We start from the raw sequence: 17,398 nt of genomic DNA, 5'->3' as shown, positions 1-17,398 counted from the left end.
ATAGCTTCCCCTTCATCTAACCATAATTTGGGTTTTAGTGGTAGTATTCTTTTTATACTACAAATTATTGAATGATGGTCTCGGTAGTTAGAGGGGATATTAATGTTTTTTATTAGCGAAGTTTTGGGTAGAGCTTGCAAGCGCGCAACTGAAAAAAGGTGTCCAAATGGCCAAAATAAATGGCTGTTAGGACACCTCTTTTTATTTTTTTCTGATAGGAGTTATTATTACCCCTGCTTACTCCTGTGCTGTAAATCCCTCTTCTGCTAAATATTCTTTAGCTTCCTCAAGGGTCTCAAAGGCCATTTCTAGATTAAGGTCGGCATAGACATACCATAAATCATCCTCAAGCTTTAGAGTCAGTGTATGGCCCTCATCATTAGTCCAGAGTGAGTCGGCGGCTGCCGCAGCCTTTTTCTTTCTTTTGCTGGCTACAGGGGCGTCTGGAATGTAAATAGAAAGTGAGGTGATGGAGGCATCCAACAGACTCCGCAGCTCGGATTCCGAGTAGTCGCGAATGTTCACAAAGCCCTTATCATCTGCCTCATAGCCCCGCAATAAGCCTGCGAACACATAACCATTCCCATTAGGATGCAGATGGTAAGCAACGGTTTTCTTATCATGCTGGCTTTCCTCGTAGTGATAGTTCACGCGCCCAAGGGATACGTTTTTACGTTCCAGTTGGGGGTAAGAGTCGAGAATCGCTAATTTTTGTTCAAAAGTAAGCATATACAGCCTCCGGTTTTCGGTGTGATTGTGCACATGATTATACCATGACGATGGCCCGCAGACTATTTTTTAGTGATCAAGCGGCAGAGACAGCACGAAGGTACAGCCTTCCTGGGAGTGCTTCTCAAGCACGAGGCTTCCGTTCATAGATTCGGCCAAAAGACGGCTGAAGGTGAGACCGAGTCCCAGACCACGTAGTGTGCTCTGTTTGTCGCTACCTCGGAAAAAAGCCTCGAAGACGTGTTCACTATGATTCGATGAGATGCCCAGCCCATTATCCTGAACACGAATCTCCGCCATGCCATGACCTTGCTGTTCAAGCAACTCTACTGTAAGCTGCACCATTCGGTCTGGGGCTTTGGCTTGTACACTGTTATTAAGTAAATTGACGATGATTTGTTGGATACGTAGCGGGTCCCCACACAAAAATAAGGGAGTTCTTGGCATATGGAGCATAGGCTCCGCAACTTCATCCGCTTGTGTCAGCTTCCATTGATACACGATTTCTGATAACAGTGGCACGGCATCCAGTCGATCGTGACGGACAGAGACGATTCCTGCAGTCAGTGCGTTGTAATCCAGAAGATCGGCAACCATCCGTTGCAATCGTCCAGCTTCCTGCAAAGCAATATCTAGAAATTCCACAGCTTCATCGTCTTCGACAACCCCTTCACGAACGGCATGGATTAGGCCTTTAATAGAGGTTACTGGTGTCTTTAGTTCATGGGATACACCGGCTAACATAACCGCACGGGACTGCTCAAATTGTTGTAACTTGCCTGCCATCTCTTCAAAAGACAACATCAGTTCATGGATTTCTCGTTCTTTAGCGTCCTTATCCAGAACGATATCATAACGGCCATGACTGATTTGAGCGGCTGCTTTGGCTACTTTCTGGATCGGTTTTGCCAGTTTACGAGACAAGAGGTAAATGGTTAGCCAACTTAATATGATTAGAAATAGCAACAGGATGGAGAAAAAAATGATCTCCTCCTGAGGGATATGCCTCAGCGATTTCTTGGATTGAAGGACAATCACCTGTCCAAGCGTTTTGCCATCCGATTGTATGGACGCTACTGCAGCTTTGAACTCCGGACTGCGAGAGTCGTTAAGGCTATCATTAAGTTTATGCCTCATCTCATCTTCAGTTAGTGGTGGCATAGAGAACAGCATCTGATCTTGCTGATCCGTAATGATTACACACATTTCTACGGTTAACTTGAAGAATCGTTTTCGGTCTTCAATGAGCATTCCAAGATTTTGGCTGATCTCTATTGAACCCTCACGATTTACGCTCCGGTCGGCAATCTCCTGTGCTAATAATCCAGTAGTCTGCATCCGGTTACTCATAGCTTCTTGTTGGATCCACCAGAACGTCGTTAGTGCAGTTAGCAGGAGGCCAACACTAATGATGAGCAGGTAACGAATCGTCCAATAGGAGAGAATCGAAGTGCGTTTGGGGCTGCTTTTCTTTAGGTTGTCCATAATTGATATCCTGTCCCTCTCAGGGTACGGATTTCCCCCTCATCTACTGGCCAATGCGACAGCGCTTGGCGAAGTCTTTTGATTGACAAGTCCACGGCCCGGTCACTTCCTTCGTAATCCATCTCCCAGACATGTTCTATTAATTGCTCGCGAGTACATATTTGATTAGGTCTTTCAGCCAGAAATAACATGACCGACATATCACGTGGACTAAGACTCAGCTCAACCCCATTTAAAAAGACAGCTCGTGCAGTAAAGTCGATAAACAAACTGCCATAATGCCGTTTGCGGCTACCATCGGACCACTGCGAAGGACGGCGTAACACAGCATTCACGCGTGCCACCACTTCCTCAGGAATAAAGGGTTTAGACATATAATCATCCGCACCACCGTCGAGACCGGCTAGTCGGTCATTGATCCCGTCCCTTGCGGTGAGCATGATCACGGGACAGCTGCTTTTTTCACGGATCAGCTTTAGCAGTTCAAAGCCGTCCATGTTTGGCAGCATGATGTCGAGTAATACTAATGAGGGAGGTGTTATAGCAAAAGACTCCAGCGCAGCACGTCCGTCGGCTACACGGGTGACATGGAAGCCTGCTTTTTTCAGATAGGCACTGAGGACCCTGGAGATAGCTTCCTCATCTTCAACAATTAGAATGGATCTCATCATGTGGTGGTCCTCCAATCTATAAAATTACGACAAGTTTAACACATCATAGCTCGCTCTGCTCTGACTTCTTCCCGACTTATTGCTTTGTTAGAATGAGGGACGAGCTTGAAAATATACAGAATATTTTGAATATTGGAGGGAACAGGATGAAGAGAAAAAGAATAGCCTTGATCGCTGCCGGAGTCATTATCGTAGGAGTAGTCACAGGTTATACATTGCTGGATAAATCGCTGGGCAATAATGTACAGATCGAGTCCGTGATTCCAGGGCAAGCCACAACAGCCGGTAATGGAGAAAGCACGACTAACACTGGAGCACCAGTAGGTATGGCGGTCACAGCCGACCAATTAAACGGTGATTGGACGGTTACGGATGCTTCTAAAGTATATTGGTCAGTAACCACCTCTAAAGAAACAGTAAACTTCGTGGATAACAAAGTTCAAGGTACCTGGAAAATTAATATAGAAGATTCTACTTCGATGGTTGGAGAAGGGTCAGTAGATATGAGCGCTCTGGACTCTGGTAATGGTCAAAGAGATGAGCATGTAAAAGGGGAAGACTTTCTAGCCGTTACGGAATTTCCACAATCTACGTTTGTCGTTAAATCATTCTCGGAGCTGCCAACGGAATGGACCGAAGGAGCCACTGTGCCGGTTGAAATGCAAGGAACGCTTACAGTGAAGGGTGTAGAAAAGGATGTTACCTTCCAGTCTCAAGCAGCGTACAGTGGTGGACAGCTGATGCTGTCGGGTACAACAACAGTGGCTTTTTCTGATTTTGGCTTAAGCAATCCACACACCGTTGTGCTGGATACGGAGAACAATCTTGAGGTTCGATTAGAGCTTGTGCTGAAGAAATAGCAGCAGTCTTTCCTTAAGGAAGATGTTGCTGTCAATTTATAGAGAAACTGTACGGAAGAGACTTTCCCGGGCCTAATAGCTTTTGGGAGAGTCTCTTTGGTTTGGAATGAAATGTATGTTTTAATAGAAGTATCTGTCTAATAAAAAGCAATAAAGGAGGTGTTCCTTGTGATCCAGGTGGCGGCAGCGATTATACATAATGAAGAAGGACAGATTCTTATTGCTCGGCGCAGGCAAGGTAAATCTCAGGCAGGTCTGTGGGAATTTCCTGGCGGCAAAATAGAGCAGGATGAAAGCATCGCAGATTGTCTGCAAAGAGAGCTTCAGGAGGAGATGGGGATAACAATCCTTCCCTATGAAAGCTTTGGCGTGAACGAGCACAACTATGGAAGTGTCGAGATCAGACTGTTTGCTTGGAAAGCCCGATATCTGGGAGGTGTAATTGAACTTGTCGATCACGATGAATATAGGTGGGTGTTTCCAACTGCACTCGGTCAGTTCACTTTTGCCCCTGCAGATATTCCTTTTGTAGTACGGCTAATGGTGGGGTCAGATCAAGTGTGAGGGCAGTCTGAACATCAAGTAGAAAGGAAGAACTTAAGTGCCCGTATATGAAAAGCTAGTGCGTGATGGAATCCCTAACCTGATAGCTTCTCAAGGTAAAGACTTTAAAACAAGAATATTAGAGTCCAAAGAATACATAACTGAACTACGTAAAAAATTGAAAGAAGAGTCGGAGGAGTATTCTCGGGCAGTGAGTAATGAAGAAGCTCTAGAGGAGCTTGCCGACATGCTGGAAGTAATTCAAGCGCTGGCGGAGACCCATGGAAGTAATAGCGCAGAGCTGGAGGAGCTTCGTGCGGAGAAAGCTGAAAGTCGTGGTGGATTTAAGGAACGGATATTTTTAATTGAAGTGGAAGGAGAATAACTAGAGATTATTGTTCCGTATAAGGAGGTTATTAATGTTGTCCAAAACCAAACTGATGATGATCTTAAGCGGTGTGGTAGCCTTAATTCCTGTAGCTATTTATTTATTCCTATATTCCAAAATGCCTGATAGGGTCCCGATCCATTACGATGGGAACATGGCTGATAGATTTGTAAGTAAGTCTAGTCTGGAGGTTATTTTGCAAAGCGGGCTTGGATGTTTGGGATTAATAATTATGAAACTCCTGCAGTTCCTTTTGCAAAAAGCGTTTATTCAGAGTTCTAACGAGCATTCAGCGGCTTTGAGCAGGATCTGGAATATTGCTATTTTGGTGGTGACGGTGGTGTTTGCTGGCATCAGTTCCTATACATTTATTAGAATGGTCTGATAGAATTAAAAGAGACTTAGCAGAAGGATTAGGAGGAACATGCATATGAAAATGGATAACGCTTACAAGGTAAGATGGGGAATTCTCAGTACAGGCTGGATTGCCCATCAGTTTGTTACTGATTTAGCTCACGCCAGAAATGGCGTGGCATATGCCGTGGGTTCGCGTTCACAGGAAAGTGCAGATAAATTCGCGAGGGATCATGGAGTACCACATGCTTATGCTACTTATGAGGAATTGGTAAATGACCCGAATATAGACGCGGTATATATTGGAACGCCACATCCTTTTCACAAAGAAAATGCATTATTGGCGCTACGTGCAGGCAAAGCTGTCCTATGTGAGAAGCCTTTTACCGTGAATAGCGGAGAATTGGAAGAAGTGGTGGCCTACGCTAGAGATCATAAGCTGTTCCTGATGGAGGCCATGTGGAGTCGTTACATCCCGGCGATTGTGAAGGTTAGAGAATGGATCGCCGAGGGTAGAATCGGTGAAGTTCGCTTGGTGAAGGCAGACTTAGGATTTCGCACCGACTGGAATCCGGAAAGCAGATTGCTGAATCCGAAGCTGGGCGGAGGTGCGCTGCTGGATGTTGGGATTTATCCGGTTTCTTTTGCCTCGATGGTGTTTGGACCTCATCCTGAATCTATCTCCAGTACGGTGCATATTGGTGAGACTGGAGTGGACGAGCATTTCTCCATGCTGCTGAATTATGGCAATGGAAAAACCGCTTCGTTGAACGGTGGTATTCGTCTTAATACGCTGGAGGAAGCGCATGTGTTTGGAACAGAGGGCCGTATAATTGTTGAAGGGACATTAGTGAACCCGAAATCTGCTTCGCTTTATATAGGGGATGAGAAGGTAGAGAGCTTTGTGGATGATCGAGCTTCTATTGGATATTGTTTTGAAGCAGAGGAAGTAGGACGTTGTCTACAAGCAGGGCTAACAGAAAGCCCAGTTATGTCACTGGATGAATCGTTAGCGATTCTGAAACTGCTGGATCAAATACGTGCGCAGTGGGGTCTTAAGTATCCTGGAGAGTAAATTTTAAAAATAGTAATACCCCTCGGTTTATGTGCTACTAAGGTAGCTCCGAGGGGTGTTTGCTATATCGATCGAAGGTGGGCGTCTAGTTCTGACTATTGGCGTTTTTACTTTTGCCTGCTTGGACCCAGCCGGCCACTTCAACGGTGCGCTTCGCTTGATGAAAAACAGCATCACGGATCCGATCCTGCTCTTCGATCATTTTACCGTCTCCATCTACACTGACACTTGTTCCGTAAGGGTTACCTCCCGCACCGAATGTGACGGGATCAGTATAACCAGGTGCAGCGACAATCGCTCCCCAGTGATACATCGATGTGTAGAGTGCTAAAATCGTAGCTTCCTGTCCACCGTGTGGATTCTGTGCTGAGCTCATGGCGCTGACGACTTTGTTTACGGTTAGTCCCTTGCCCCAAATTCCTCCGGTCGTATCAAGGAACTGCTTCATTTGAGAAGCGATGTTACCGTAACGGGTTGGAGAACTGAAAATAATCGCATCGGCCTCCACAATATCATCAGGTGTTGCAACGGGGATATCTTTTGTCTTCTCAGCCAGAGCTTTCATGGCCGGATTGGCCGCGATTTTATCCTCGGGAACCAGCTCCTGCACCTTCAGCAGTTTTACCTCTACTCCCGCTTTCTCGGCGCTTTCCGCGGCCCATTGTGCTAGCTGGTAGTTAGTTCCTGTGGCACTGTAGTAGATGACGGCTAATTTAATTTTTGACATGCTGGAGTCATTCCCTTCGAGTGTAGTTCCATACTATTAATTACCCCATTGATGCTTTTATAACCCAAATCGATAATTCTGCTCTAACTGGACAGACAGATGTCCACTTCCCTTGTGTATACTGAACTCAATTACAGGAAATGAGGGAGAATAATGAATACTTATTTTGTACAAAAACCGAAAATGACCTTGGCTGGGGTTAGCATACGTACGACAAATGAAGTGGAAATGGGGCCTGATGGGGGCTTGTCACGGCTGTGGGAAACGTATTTTCAGAGTAATATTGCGGGGCAGATGGATACGGTTAAGCCTGAGTATATCTATGCCTTGTATACAGATTATGAGAGTGATGCGTCAGGAGCTTATACCGTTGTGATTGGGCATGAAGTCGCTGGGGAGAGATATTTAGCGGATAGTGGCATCGTTAGTGCGGCTGTTCCGGAGAGCAAGTATATGGTTTTTACGACGAAAAAAGGTCCGGTATTTGAAGTAGTCTCGCAAGCATGGGGGGAGATTTGGACGTATTTTAAGGGCTCTACAGAGATAAGAACTTATACGGGCGATTTTGAAATTTACGATTCACGGAATTTTGATCCTGCTAACACGCAGGTTGAGATTTATATTGCGATTGAGTAGATCGGGTGAAAGATATTTTAGCTAAAAGAAATGTTTCGTGGGGATTTGGGGGCTGCCGAGAGGCAGTTCCTTTTTTCGCGGATGAGCTGAATCCCTCGGGTGAGGGTGAAGGGTTACTCAACGATTAAAACGAATATATATCAATAGAAGGAATGAGTAAATACGCTTCATATTTAAATGCGGATGTGTCGTTAACCAGTAAACGGTAAAAATTTCGTACCATTCGCTGTGTTAGGCTGAAGTGGTGCAACAGAACGGTAAAAATCTCCCGCATTAGCTGCGTCTAGCCGAAGTTGCAATCTTCAAGGGCAGAAATGCCCTACATTTGCCGCAAAGAGCCCAAAAAGCAAGAAAGAGGGGCAGAAATACCCTTAATTTCCCCTAAAGAGCTCAAATAGCGAGAAAGAGGGGTAAAAATACCCTACATTTGCCGCAAAGAGCCCAAAAAGCAAGAAAGAGGGGCAAAAATACCCTACATTTACCGGAAAGAGCCCAAAAAGCAAGAAAGAGGGGCAAAAATACCCTACATTTGCCCCAAAGATTCCAAATAGCGAGAAAGAGGAGTAAAAATACCCTACATTTGCCCCAAAGAGCTCAAAAAGCAAGAAAGAGGGGTAAAAGTACCCTACATTTACCCTAAAGATGCTCCAAACCGTTTGGGAGGAGATGGAGCAAGTGGAGTGTAAATGAAATAACTTGTTGAGTGAACTGGATGAATTTTGATGGAGTTGAACTAAGGAAGTGTAGACGAAGTAGCTGGTTTAGTTAATATGTTCGATGGAGCATGACAGACCCAACATACAAATCACACACAAACCAAAACGAAACGGAGAACACCAAATGGGAAAACAATTCACGGCTATATTACCTGCACATCAGGAGTTTATTCTTCGGCAGCATCTTTTTTTCGTAGGGTCAGCGCCGCTTTCTGAAGAAGGGCATGTTAATCTTTCACCTAAGGGTCATGATTGCTTGCGGATTTTGTCTCCTAATCAAGTGGCTTATCTCGATATGACCGGTAGTGGTAATGAGACGAGCGCACATCTGCTGGAAAATGGAAGAGTGACGGTTATGTTTTGTGCGTTTGAAGGACCGCCGAATATTCTGAGACTGTATGGAACAGGGACAGTAATCCTGCCTGGTTCATTTGAATGGGAAGCACTGTACCCTATTTTTACACCTCTGCCTGGAGCTAGACAGATCATTTTAATTGATGTTCATAAGGTACAGACTTCCTGCGGATTTTCGGTCCCATTCATGAGTTATGACGGTGAGCGAGAGACGTTACAACGTTGGTCTATCCAAAAGGGCGAAGCAGGTCTGAAAGAATATAGACAAGAGAAGAACACCACAAGTATAGACGGGCTACCGACACCCCTTGGACAAAAAAACTAAGCGGACATGGTGATCCTAGGTTCATGTATATATAAAGTTTCTCATTCGTCACGATGAGCGATCTCTCAATTCGACTAAGCAGTTATCTCATATATTCTACTGTCCAAAACTCATACTACCCACGGATTCCACCACAAACACAGGTACATATTGCTCTCCCATGTCCGTTCCAACAAGCTGATAACCGTTCTGATATTGACCACTAACTAACGCGTTACCTGTAACGGAACCCAAGTCTCCTTGAAGCAAAATATAAACCCCATTCGAATAAGCCAGCATATTACCGAAGTTATCTGCGACGATTTCACAGTGAAAAGATACCTTTTCAAAAGGATGAAGCGCTACATCGGAAGCTGAAATTACCGCATACTCCTGAACAATCTCAGCAAATTGATAGCTGCCATCTACTTTACGATAACGTGCCGTCTGTCCAACGACACCGTCTCCGAGATCCGCGTTAGATACGAGTAAGGAATCATCGGACTGCAGTTCATAGCTATCTCCAGACACTGAAAACAACTGCGAAATACCATCCGATTTCATTTCATATGCTGTAAAAAGGGTACGTCCACCTTCGACCTCAGATTCAGCCAGAACCACGGGGGCACCAGAACCTGAAGAGGCAGCAAGCTGGTCATTAAAAGTTAGACTGCGCAGACTCTCGAATTTTGGTAAAATATTTCCAGTTAAAGTTATGACACTTTCGTCGCTATTCATTGCTGCATAATAGAGGACACCATTGCTATCCGTTCCAGCCACAATGACCTTCTTATCGTGTAGTCCCTTGCTGGAGATGATGTTCCCATATCTGCCTTGCTCTTCACCGCCCGGGAGAAGGCGCACAGGCTCGGCAATATTCCAAGCCAATCTTGTAGCGGCAATGATTGAAGAAGTATCCTCTAACGGAGCAAGATCACTGTATAGTTGAATAGCTTCAGCATATTGACCTTTACTGGTCATGCGCTTGGCATTTTTAAGTAGTTTAGCTTTACTAGTATCTACTAAGGTTAGTACTTTGGATGAAGTAATTCCTGCCGATCCTGCAAAATTACGATAAGCAACAGCATGCCCAGCAAAGGCGGTGATGTTATCGCTCTCTAGATCTTTGTTCAGGATGATCTTTCCGCTACTTTCTGCCTGCCCAAGTACCCATGGCGCTTCGTAACTATGCTGGCTGTAAGCATTCATCATGGAGAGGGTGCTCTCCAGCATGCCTGTAAAGTTTCCTGTGCCTGCTAAGGCTTTTAGTTTAGCTGTATCATGACTTTTGAACTTGGAGGCTAGCAACTCCTCCTTGGATGCAGCGCTTCCGTAATAGGCATCGGGAATCTGCAACAGATTCCATTTAAAAGTGTCTTCTTCACTCTTGTTTCCATCTTGGCTCTGAGCAAGTTCGGTAAGAAACTGCTCCTTAAATTCTCGGAAGTAGGTTGTGAACTGGTCAGAAATGCCTGAATCGGTCGATAACTGGCGATAATAGGATTCATAAGGACCACCGGGCTTCATATATGTAGCTTTTAAGCTGAGGAGAGTATCATAACTTTTCATAAATCCGGTGAAATCTTTAGTCGCAGCTTGTGCTTTAGTGGAAGATACCAAGGCATTCAAACCTTGGCGGATGGCCGTGATTGGTGACAGCTCATCAAGTCGCTTCGTAACCTTTTCTTCCATATAAAGAATGGAATGGTTTGCCGCCGCTAGGCGATACTGATTCTCTGCACTTATCAGATCGCCAGCAGCATAGAGACGGTCGGCTTCCTTGGTTATTTGTATTTTGTCGGCGATGAGAATAACCTTCTGTCCAAGCATCACAAACATGCTTATACACAAAATGATCATAAAGTTTCGCAGGGTTATTAATTGTTTGAACGTCATATAGAGTAGCCTCTTTTTCAAAATATAAGAAAGCATAGTTTCACATCATTCTTTATTCTTATATTTCACCGAGAAACAATTATGCCGTTTCTTCTTGAAATATAATAATGTCTATTGAACTTCCGGGTCCCAGCGGTATTTGGCTTCGCGAATGTCAGCTACTCTTTGGTCCAAGCCGTTCCACGGTTCATGGGGATTCGCAGCAATGAGTTTGGATAACCGCATAAAGCGGTCTTTAGGCAGATCTTGCACGTATCGGCCGATCATACTGGAATAGAGCAGGGCATAACGCTTCATTCTTACTGCAGCTCCGGCAACTCCCGTAAGGATGGTCATACCATTATTCATATGACGAATTTCTACTTCATAGTTCTTTACGTATCGTAGTGTACGATCTTTGATCAGATCAGGACGGACCTTAGCGATCTCGCCGATATATTCGGCTAGCAGCGGCTCGAAATCCTTAAGAAGAAGCTGCTCCAGTTCTAAATCCATATCCTTGCGAAGCAAAAATCCATGCAGCAAGGCGATACGCTGCCGTGCGATCCGGTCACCACGAAGCAGGATGGAGAGTTCGCGCAGCTTCTCGTAGGCAAGCACATCATCCTCACGGAGTACGGAGACAGCCTCCTGACGGTTGATCTCCAGTCCCTCTTTGATGATGCCAATCCCTCGTCCAAGCAGCTCGTTAAGAGAACGAAGATTCTCGTTCTGCCGTGCTTTTCGCTGCGTATAGTACAATAGTCCAGCGAGGAGAATCCCTCCGGCACCACATAACATCATCTGCTCTATGCTATTCCCAAAATAGACGGAGGCTAGTGTAAGCAGTAAGATGAATAGGAGGCGCGTATGCATTTTTCTTCCTGCAATAGATGCAGCTTGCTTTTCTACCGTAATTAGTGAGTCTTTACCGCATTTGGTGCATCGATCTTCACCGAGAGCGGTGTATTGTCCGCAGTGGCGACAAATACGAAGCTTGTCATAAGCATAACGCGGGGCCTTGAAAGGCCGGAAGGTAACGGGTCTTTTCTTATTCACGGCCTTTATCGCCTCCGTTCAAAGCGGCTAGCAGTCGATCGTTAATATCATCACGTGTCAGTGGTTTGCGCTGATGTGCAGCATAAATGGAAATCTGAATTACGGCAATTAGGAACGTAATCCCAAGAATGACGTATGAAATCATGGAACAGTCCTTTCTCATGGACGCCTTGCAGATCGGATGTCTCATAGAATGATCACTCTATGCATCATTGCTACTTTGGTCCGGCGGTCCTAAAGTTGAAGTTTACAAGGTTTAATTATATCATAATGGCATACTATTTACAGATTTTAGCGACAGTGCTGAAGCTGTCATATGTGCCTAATATAACACAAGAGGAGCCCTATTTATGCTTCGTAAATATCAAAGTATTAGAACAACCAAGACTCTCTTTCTACGTATCTTTCCGGCATTGCTCCTGGCTCTTTGTCTAGCTGCCTCGCCTTTTGCAGCTGTTAAGGCCTATGCGGCTACGTCGGCGCAATCTCACATTGATGCGGTGCTTCTTATCGATGTCAGTAACTCCATGAAGACTAGTGACAAGAACAAGGTCGCGAACGAAGCGATGAAAATGTTCATAGATATGCTATCCACTCAAGGTGATAAAGTAGGTATTGTTGCCTATACCGACAAAGTGCAGCGGGAGAAGGCCTTGCTGGAAATTAACTCAGAGACAGATAAACAGGATTTGAAGGATTTTATTGATGGACTGGACCGTGGAGCTTATACCGACATTGCTGTCGGTGTGGAAGAAGCTGTGAAGGTGCTCCAGAATGGTAGCGATCCGAAACATGAGCCAATCATCGTAATGCTAGCTGACGGCAATAACGATTTCAACAAAACAACAGGCCGGACGCAAAGCGAATCGGATAAAGAATTGAATGCAGCCGTGGAAGTCGCTAAAAAGAATGGCTATCCCATTTATACGATTGGTCTTAACGCAGACGGCAAGCTGAATAAACAGAAACTCGCTGATCTGTCCACTGAGACAGGTGGTAAAGCATTTTCGACGGACTCCGCAGATGATCTTCCGCAAATACTTAGTGAAATTTTTGCTAGTCATCTGAAGCTAAAGGTAGTACCTGTGCAGTCGATCACTGCAAATGGGGATTATCAGGATGTGACCGTTAACGTGCCTAACGGCAGTGTTTTGGAAGCCAATATCTCAATTATGTCGTCACAGCCTGTGACCGCGAAGCTAACTGATCCTTCAGGAAATACTGTCGCCATCCCGTCCAAGGATGTTGTGCTGTCGAAGTCTTCTACTTATAGCTTGATCAAGCTGTTGTCACCGCAAGAAGGAGATTGGAAGCTTCAGGTCAAAGGTGTGCCAAAGGATAAAATTGATATTAATCTAGTTTTTAACTATGATTTGGAGCTTAAGATCGATGCGTTGCCATCAGCAACCTATAAAAAAGGTGATAAAATTGATATTACCTCTCACCTGTTCAGCAATGGTACTCAGGTAACGCTCAGTAATTTGTATCAAGATATGAAGGCGGTACTGCTTGCTACAGATATTGATACAGGTGATGTACAGGAAATCGAACTGGATAACTCCGGGGATGTTTTTAAGGGCACCTTCGAGGTAAAAGAAAGCCATGACTATGAGCTGAAGGTTCGTGCAGAGGAAAGCAGTTTCTATCGTGAAAGTGCTCCTGTAAAAATCAGCGCGAAGGCAGGTGGCGCTGCAACTGCCAGTCCTTCGACAGGAACGGGCAAAGAAGAACCTCTGAAAGAAGCTTCATCCAATACCTTGTATTACATTATTGGTGGTATTCTTCTGGTGTTGGCAGCCGCTGCCGCATGGTATGTGCTGAATAAGAAATCGGCACGTGGTTTTGTTGGACAGCTGGTAATTGAGGTTAAAGACGGCAATACGGGTGAGAAGACCTACCCACAATATAAGAAACTTGCTGGATTCAGAGGCAAGTTCACCCTTCATCAGCTGCTGCAATTAGCGCCTGAGCTGAAGGAAAGCGAGAGCATTATTTTCACACCAGCTAAGAATGACCGATTGCTGTTACGTAGTGGAGAAGGTATTACTGTAGAGAGATCCGGACGTGCTGCGGATGCCTCGCGTGGTCTTGAGCTGAAGAGTGGTGACCGCGTTTCAGTGTCCCTGCACACGGTAGATAAGACGATTTATCTCGAATATTTAGTATAGAAGTGGTTTTGCAAGAAATCTGAAGTACAGCTTCCGCAAAACTTTTAGGAGGATAAAGCATATGAAACCAGTAGTAAGAGAGCATATACAGCAATTGGATGTATCACTAGGCGGGGGGATTGTCAGCGATAAGATCAGGGTGGATACGATTGATAATCCGATCCTGATTATTGGACTAGGCGGCACGGGCATTGATGCCCTGCTGCGTCTTAAATATCAGATTAACCGCCGCTTTAAGCTGCCGGAAGATCCGATATCCAAGAAGAAGCGGGACAAGCCGGATAATGTAGAGTTTCTAGCTTTTGAAACGAATGAACAGGATCGCGGAAAGAAATACAAAGGGATCGGACTCGATCCACAGAATGAATTTGTATTGCTGGCGAATGCTGAAATCGGCGGATTGCTGCAGAACCGCAGTATCCTTGATTCGTACATCACGGATTGGCTGTCACCCGAGCTGAGTATCACAGATGGTATGAACGGTGCCGCTGGTGTGCGGCAGGCTGGACGTCTGCTCTTGTTCACCAAGATTAATCAGGTTGTAGGAGCGATTGATAAGAAGATCAAGACCTTATCTGTAGGCACGAACAAAAAGCTGATGGTCTTCCTTTTGACAGGTCTGTCAGGGGGTACAGGTAGTGGAGCGTTCCTTGATATTGCCTATATCGTACGCGGTATTATTGAACGTGATTATGGATCAGCCGGTATTGACCGTGTGAACACACTGGGTTATCTCTTTACACCGGACGTGAACCTGTCTAATAAAAGTCTAAGTGAGCATACGCGTGAATATATTCGCAAGAACGGTTATGCGGCGCTAAAAGAGCTGGATTACTGGATGAATGTAGATAGTCGTGGGGAGCGATTCCAGCAGCAATACGGGAATATTTTGACGGTAAACTCTCCACTGCCTCCGTTTAATTTATGCCATTTGATCTCTGCAACGAATACCGAAGGTAAGCTGTTAGAGAATGCGTATGATTACTGTATGAACGTAACGGCTGAGAACATCACGAACTTTATGGCAAGTGAAGAGAAACAGTCTGGTGAAGAATTCGCCATCCATGACTATATCAGTAATATCCGCACCAATATTGCGCAGATGAATAAGACTTATCCAGCTAACTATGAGTACAACATTATCGGTGCCTCGTCTGCCGTGCTTCCGATTGAGGAAATGACGACTTATCTGGCTTTCCGCTTGTTTGATAAAATGGAAAAAATGTTCCAGCAGGCGCCTAATCAAGAGGATGTAGAGAAATTCGCACGTAAGCTTGGGATTGATCTCGACAGTATGATTAAAACCTTTGAATCGCGTGTGCCTGAGCCATTGCCAGGTTACGAGAACAGCGAACGTCTGAGTCATGCCAATGTAGTCAAGAATCAAGTGGTAAGTATGGATACAGAGCTGGAGCAGAACTTCCTGGCTCGTGCCCGTGAGGAATATATTAAATCGAAAAAGCAGCTGCCTGGCGAAATTGTTGGACGTTTCAGTGAAGAGCTGGAGCGCATCTTCCTGCACCCAGAGCAAGGGCCGTTCTACGTTTCCCGCCTGCTGTATACCGAGAAGGGCTTCTGTATTTTGAAGCTGATTCAGTCTTATATTGAGGCTTTACGTGAAAGCTTGCTGCGTTTGCCACGCGATATTGAGACGGCGCAGGACAGTGCGGATGAAAAGCTGAGCGATGCACGCAGTGCTTTTGTATCCAAAGAGAAGAAGAAAAATGCCTATATTGACGCTAAAATCAATGAGTATTGGCTGCATGCCGATGTAGAACGTACTGAGCAAATGATTCAATTTTATGAGGACTTATACGAGCTCTTAAACGATGAAAACAGCCGGATTTATGGTGTGTTTACGGAGATTCTTAGTGCGCTTAGCTCGATTTTTGCCAAGAATGGGGACATCCTTATCAATGGTGAAGAGCAAGCAGATTATAAAGGAAACAAAACTTATTATTGGAACATTGTTAATGTGCCGGATATTTCGGCGACGATCTCCAAAATCATGGATCAGAAGGACGGCGACGACTTGATTCGCGACTTCACCCGTGAAATGCTGAAGCATTCCGGACGTTGGGTTAAGGAACAGGAGATTGATATCGTTCGCTCGATTTCAGAGTTCCTTAGTGATAAGTTCGGGGATCTGATCACCCGTTCGATGGAAGATTTCCTTGTGATGAAATTCGGCCATGAAGAGCCGTTGGATAAGTTCGTAGAGCGGATTATTGCTGGTAAATTGGACGAAGAGGCTGTGCCTACCTTCCACCTTAGCAACAGCTCGGGCAGCTTGCATTTCCCATCATGGGGTTTCGTTTCCGTACCTGTTAAAGCACCTGGCATCCTGAAAGGGATTCGTAATTATCAGAATAATGCGCTTGGCAAATCACAATTTACAATCAAAGAAAGCCAAGTGAAAAACCGTATTTTCTGGCTTAACACCCGCAACGGTGTGCCACTCTTCGTATACACGCCGCTGCGGGTGTTTGAAGAGAACTATGAGCGGACCATTCTCGATAAGGAAGGGATCGGCCGCCATCTGGTGATGACGGATAAGAATAACTGGACGTATCTGCCTTCTCCGATTCCGGAAAAATCATGGGGTGACACTTACGTCAATTCTCGTGTACGTGATTATAACGCACGTGTGCGTGCAGACTTTGCAAAGGCGTTGGCAAGCGGAGTGATCATCGAAAAAGGTGTAGACGAGAACACAAGCAACAGATACTCTGTTGTGTTCACGAAACCATTTGATATGGATGCTCTATTGAGTGGATTTGATATGCAGTTAAATTCTTCACGTCCGAATCTCGGAGAAGTGAAGAAGGCGGCTGATGAACTTAAGAATCTGCGCGAGAAGGGCTTGGAACGCGAAGGCATTAAAGATATTTTTGGCAGCATTAACAAAGAAATGGCACAGGAGAATTTAATTCGTTCACCGCAGCTGATTTCTCGTGTTCGTGTTGAGCTAGCTAAATATGCTGAGCTGACTGCAAAAGCAACGGAGCTTGAAGGGCTGCTCCATCAATATCTGGACGAAGACAAGTGGATGGACCAATTCATCGAGGCGTTGTACACGGACAGCATTATCAAGAAAGGCGCACTCTACGTTTATGATCGTGATGAAGAAGAGGACGCTTGGGAGCCGTTTGCCAACTTGATGAAAGAACGTAGCTACGTGGAATATGCCGTGTACCGTCATTTCCGGGAGCTGGATGAGAAGAGCCGCAGCGTTCTACTGCGTAAGGCAGCTCGTCGTGCGAGTGAAATGACTGCCGCTGAAGACGTAACCCCATTGCTCTATAAGCTGGAAGGGCTGTATGTATCCTTCCTTGAAGCACGCGACAGCTTGGAGTATGAACGGGTAGAGTATGAGAGCGGCGATGAGATGTATAGTTTCTACAAGAGTATGACTAGCAAACTCGGCAGCATCCGCAGAAAGTTGAAATAGGCC

At 45.2% G+C, this 17,398-nt stretch carries 16 protein-coding genes; 9 read left to right on the top strand and 7 right to left on the bottom strand.

The window, feature by feature from the left end; all coding sequences use genetic code 11:
* Positions 1–237: 237 nt before the first annotated feature.
* The 3 genes from NSQ29_RS23040 to NSQ29_RS23030 form a co-directional block, all read right to left on the bottom strand.
* Positions 238–729, bottom strand: coding sequence for a hypothetical protein (locus tag NSQ29_RS23040; protein WP_149646426.1), 492 nt, complete (start codon positions 727–729; stop codon positions 238–240).
* Between the two features lie 69 nt (positions 730–798).
* On the bottom strand, positions 799–2,214 hold the full coding sequence (locus NSQ29_RS23035) for a HAMP domain-containing sensor histidine kinase (RefSeq protein WP_076283852.1): 1,416 nt from the start codon (positions 2,212–2,214) through the stop codon (positions 799–801).
* A complete protein-coding gene (locus NSQ29_RS23030) occupies positions 2,202–2,882 on the bottom strand; it encodes a response regulator transcription factor (RefSeq protein WP_042193322.1) in 681 nt (226 codons plus the stop codon). The genes NSQ29_RS23035 and NSQ29_RS23030 overlap by 13 nt, the downstream gene beginning before the upstream one ends.
* A gap of 149 nt (positions 2,883–3,031) precedes the next feature.
* On the opposite strand from NSQ29_RS23030, the gene NSQ29_RS23025 reads away from it, so the two are divergent.
* The 5 genes from NSQ29_RS23025 (at position 3,032) to NSQ29_RS23005 (ending at position 6,105) form a co-directional block, all read left to right on the top strand.
* Positions 3,032–3,745: a YceI family protein gene (locus tag NSQ29_RS23025; protein WP_339800673.1), complete on the top strand. Its 714-nt coding sequence runs from the start codon at positions 3,032–3,034 to the stop codon at positions 3,743–3,745.
* 168 nt (positions 3,746–3,913) lie between these two features.
* Positions 3,914–4,309 (top strand): 8-oxo-dGTP diphosphatase MutT, encoded by a 396-nt coding sequence (gene mutT / locus NSQ29_RS23020; protein WP_149646429.1) that lies wholly within the window; start codon positions 3,914–3,916, stop codon positions 4,307–4,309.
* Positions 4,310–4,346: 37 nt separating this feature from the next.
* Positions 4,347–4,673 (top strand): nucleoside triphosphate pyrophosphohydrolase, encoded by a 327-nt coding sequence (locus NSQ29_RS23015; RefSeq protein ID WP_341126168.1) that lies wholly within the window; start codon positions 4,347–4,349, stop codon positions 4,671–4,673.
* Positions 4,674–4,707: 34 nt separating this feature from the next.
* A complete protein-coding gene (locus NSQ29_RS23010; RefSeq protein WP_339268925.1) occupies positions 4,708–5,061 on the top strand; it encodes a DUF1648 domain-containing protein in 354 nt (117 codons plus the stop codon).
* Positions 5,062–5,106: 45 nt separating this feature from the next.
* Positions 5,107–6,105, top strand: a complete 999-nt coding sequence (locus NSQ29_RS23005; RefSeq protein ID WP_445253180.1) for a Gfo/Idh/MocA family protein — start codon at positions 5,107–5,109, stop codon at positions 6,103–6,105.
* Between the two features lie 85 nt (positions 6,106–6,190).
* On the opposite strand, the gene wrbA is transcribed toward NSQ29_RS23005, so the two are convergent.
* Positions 6,191–6,832 carry an NAD(P)H:quinone oxidoreductase type IV gene (gene wrbA, locus NSQ29_RS23000; protein ID WP_341126167.1) on the bottom strand — a complete coding sequence of 214 codons (642 nt, stop codon included), beginning with the start codon at positions 6,830–6,832 and terminating at the stop codon, positions 6,191–6,193.
* Between the two features lie 153 nt (positions 6,833–6,985).
* Here wrbA and NSQ29_RS22995 point away from each other — a divergent pair, with 153 nt between their 5' ends.
* Together NSQ29_RS22995 and NSQ29_RS22990 are read left to right on the top strand one after the other, a co-directional pair.
* On the top strand, positions 6,986–7,468 hold the full coding sequence (locus NSQ29_RS22995; protein WP_341126166.1) for a GyrI-like domain-containing protein: 483 nt from the start codon (positions 6,986–6,988) through the stop codon (positions 7,466–7,468).
* A gap of 840 nt (positions 7,469–8,308) precedes the next feature.
* Complete coding sequence (locus NSQ29_RS22990; RefSeq protein ID WP_340974232.1) at positions 8,309–8,863, top strand: pyridoxamine 5'-phosphate oxidase family protein; 555 nt, start codon at positions 8,309–8,311, stop codon at positions 8,861–8,863.
* Positions 8,864–8,959: 96 nt separating this feature from the next.
* On the opposite strand, the gene NSQ29_RS22985 is transcribed toward NSQ29_RS22990, so the two are convergent.
* From NSQ29_RS22985 to NSQ29_RS22975, 3 genes are all read right to left on the bottom strand, one after another.
* A complete protein-coding gene (locus NSQ29_RS22985) occupies positions 8,960–10,738 on the bottom strand; it encodes a hypothetical protein (protein ID WP_340974233.1) in 1,779 nt (592 codons plus the stop codon).
* A 111-nt stretch (positions 10,739–10,849) separates the two neighbouring features.
* Complete coding sequence (locus NSQ29_RS22980; protein ID WP_149646435.1) at positions 10,850–11,776, bottom strand: hypothetical protein; 927 nt, start codon at positions 11,774–11,776, stop codon at positions 10,850–10,852.
* A complete protein-coding gene (locus NSQ29_RS22975) occupies positions 11,769–11,939 on the bottom strand; it encodes a hypothetical protein (protein WP_155288085.1) in 171 nt (56 codons plus the stop codon). The genes NSQ29_RS22980 and NSQ29_RS22975 overlap by 8 nt, the downstream gene beginning before the upstream one ends.
* A 187-nt stretch (positions 11,940–12,126) precedes the next feature.
* Between NSQ29_RS22975 and NSQ29_RS22970 the strand changes: the two genes are divergently transcribed.
* Positions 12,127–13,944: a vWA domain-containing protein gene (locus NSQ29_RS22970; protein WP_341126165.1), complete on the top strand. Its 1,818-nt coding sequence runs from the start codon at positions 12,127–12,129 to the stop codon at positions 13,942–13,944.
* A gap of 61 nt (positions 13,945–14,005) precedes the next feature.
* The gene (locus tag NSQ29_RS22965) at positions 14,006–17,395 is read left to right on the top strand and encodes a tubulin-like doman-containing protein (RefSeq protein ID WP_341126164.1); all 3,390 of its coding nucleotides are present in this window, start codon (positions 14,006–14,008) and stop codon (positions 17,393–17,395) included.
* Positions 17,396–17,398: the final 3 nt, after the last annotated feature.

Source organism: Paenibacillus sp. FSL F4-0236 (assembly GCF_038000135.1).
Lineage (GTDB): Bacteria > Bacillota > Bacilli > Paenibacillales > Paenibacillaceae > Paenibacillus_AQ.
This window is presented reverse-complemented; position numbering and strand designations above follow the sequence as displayed.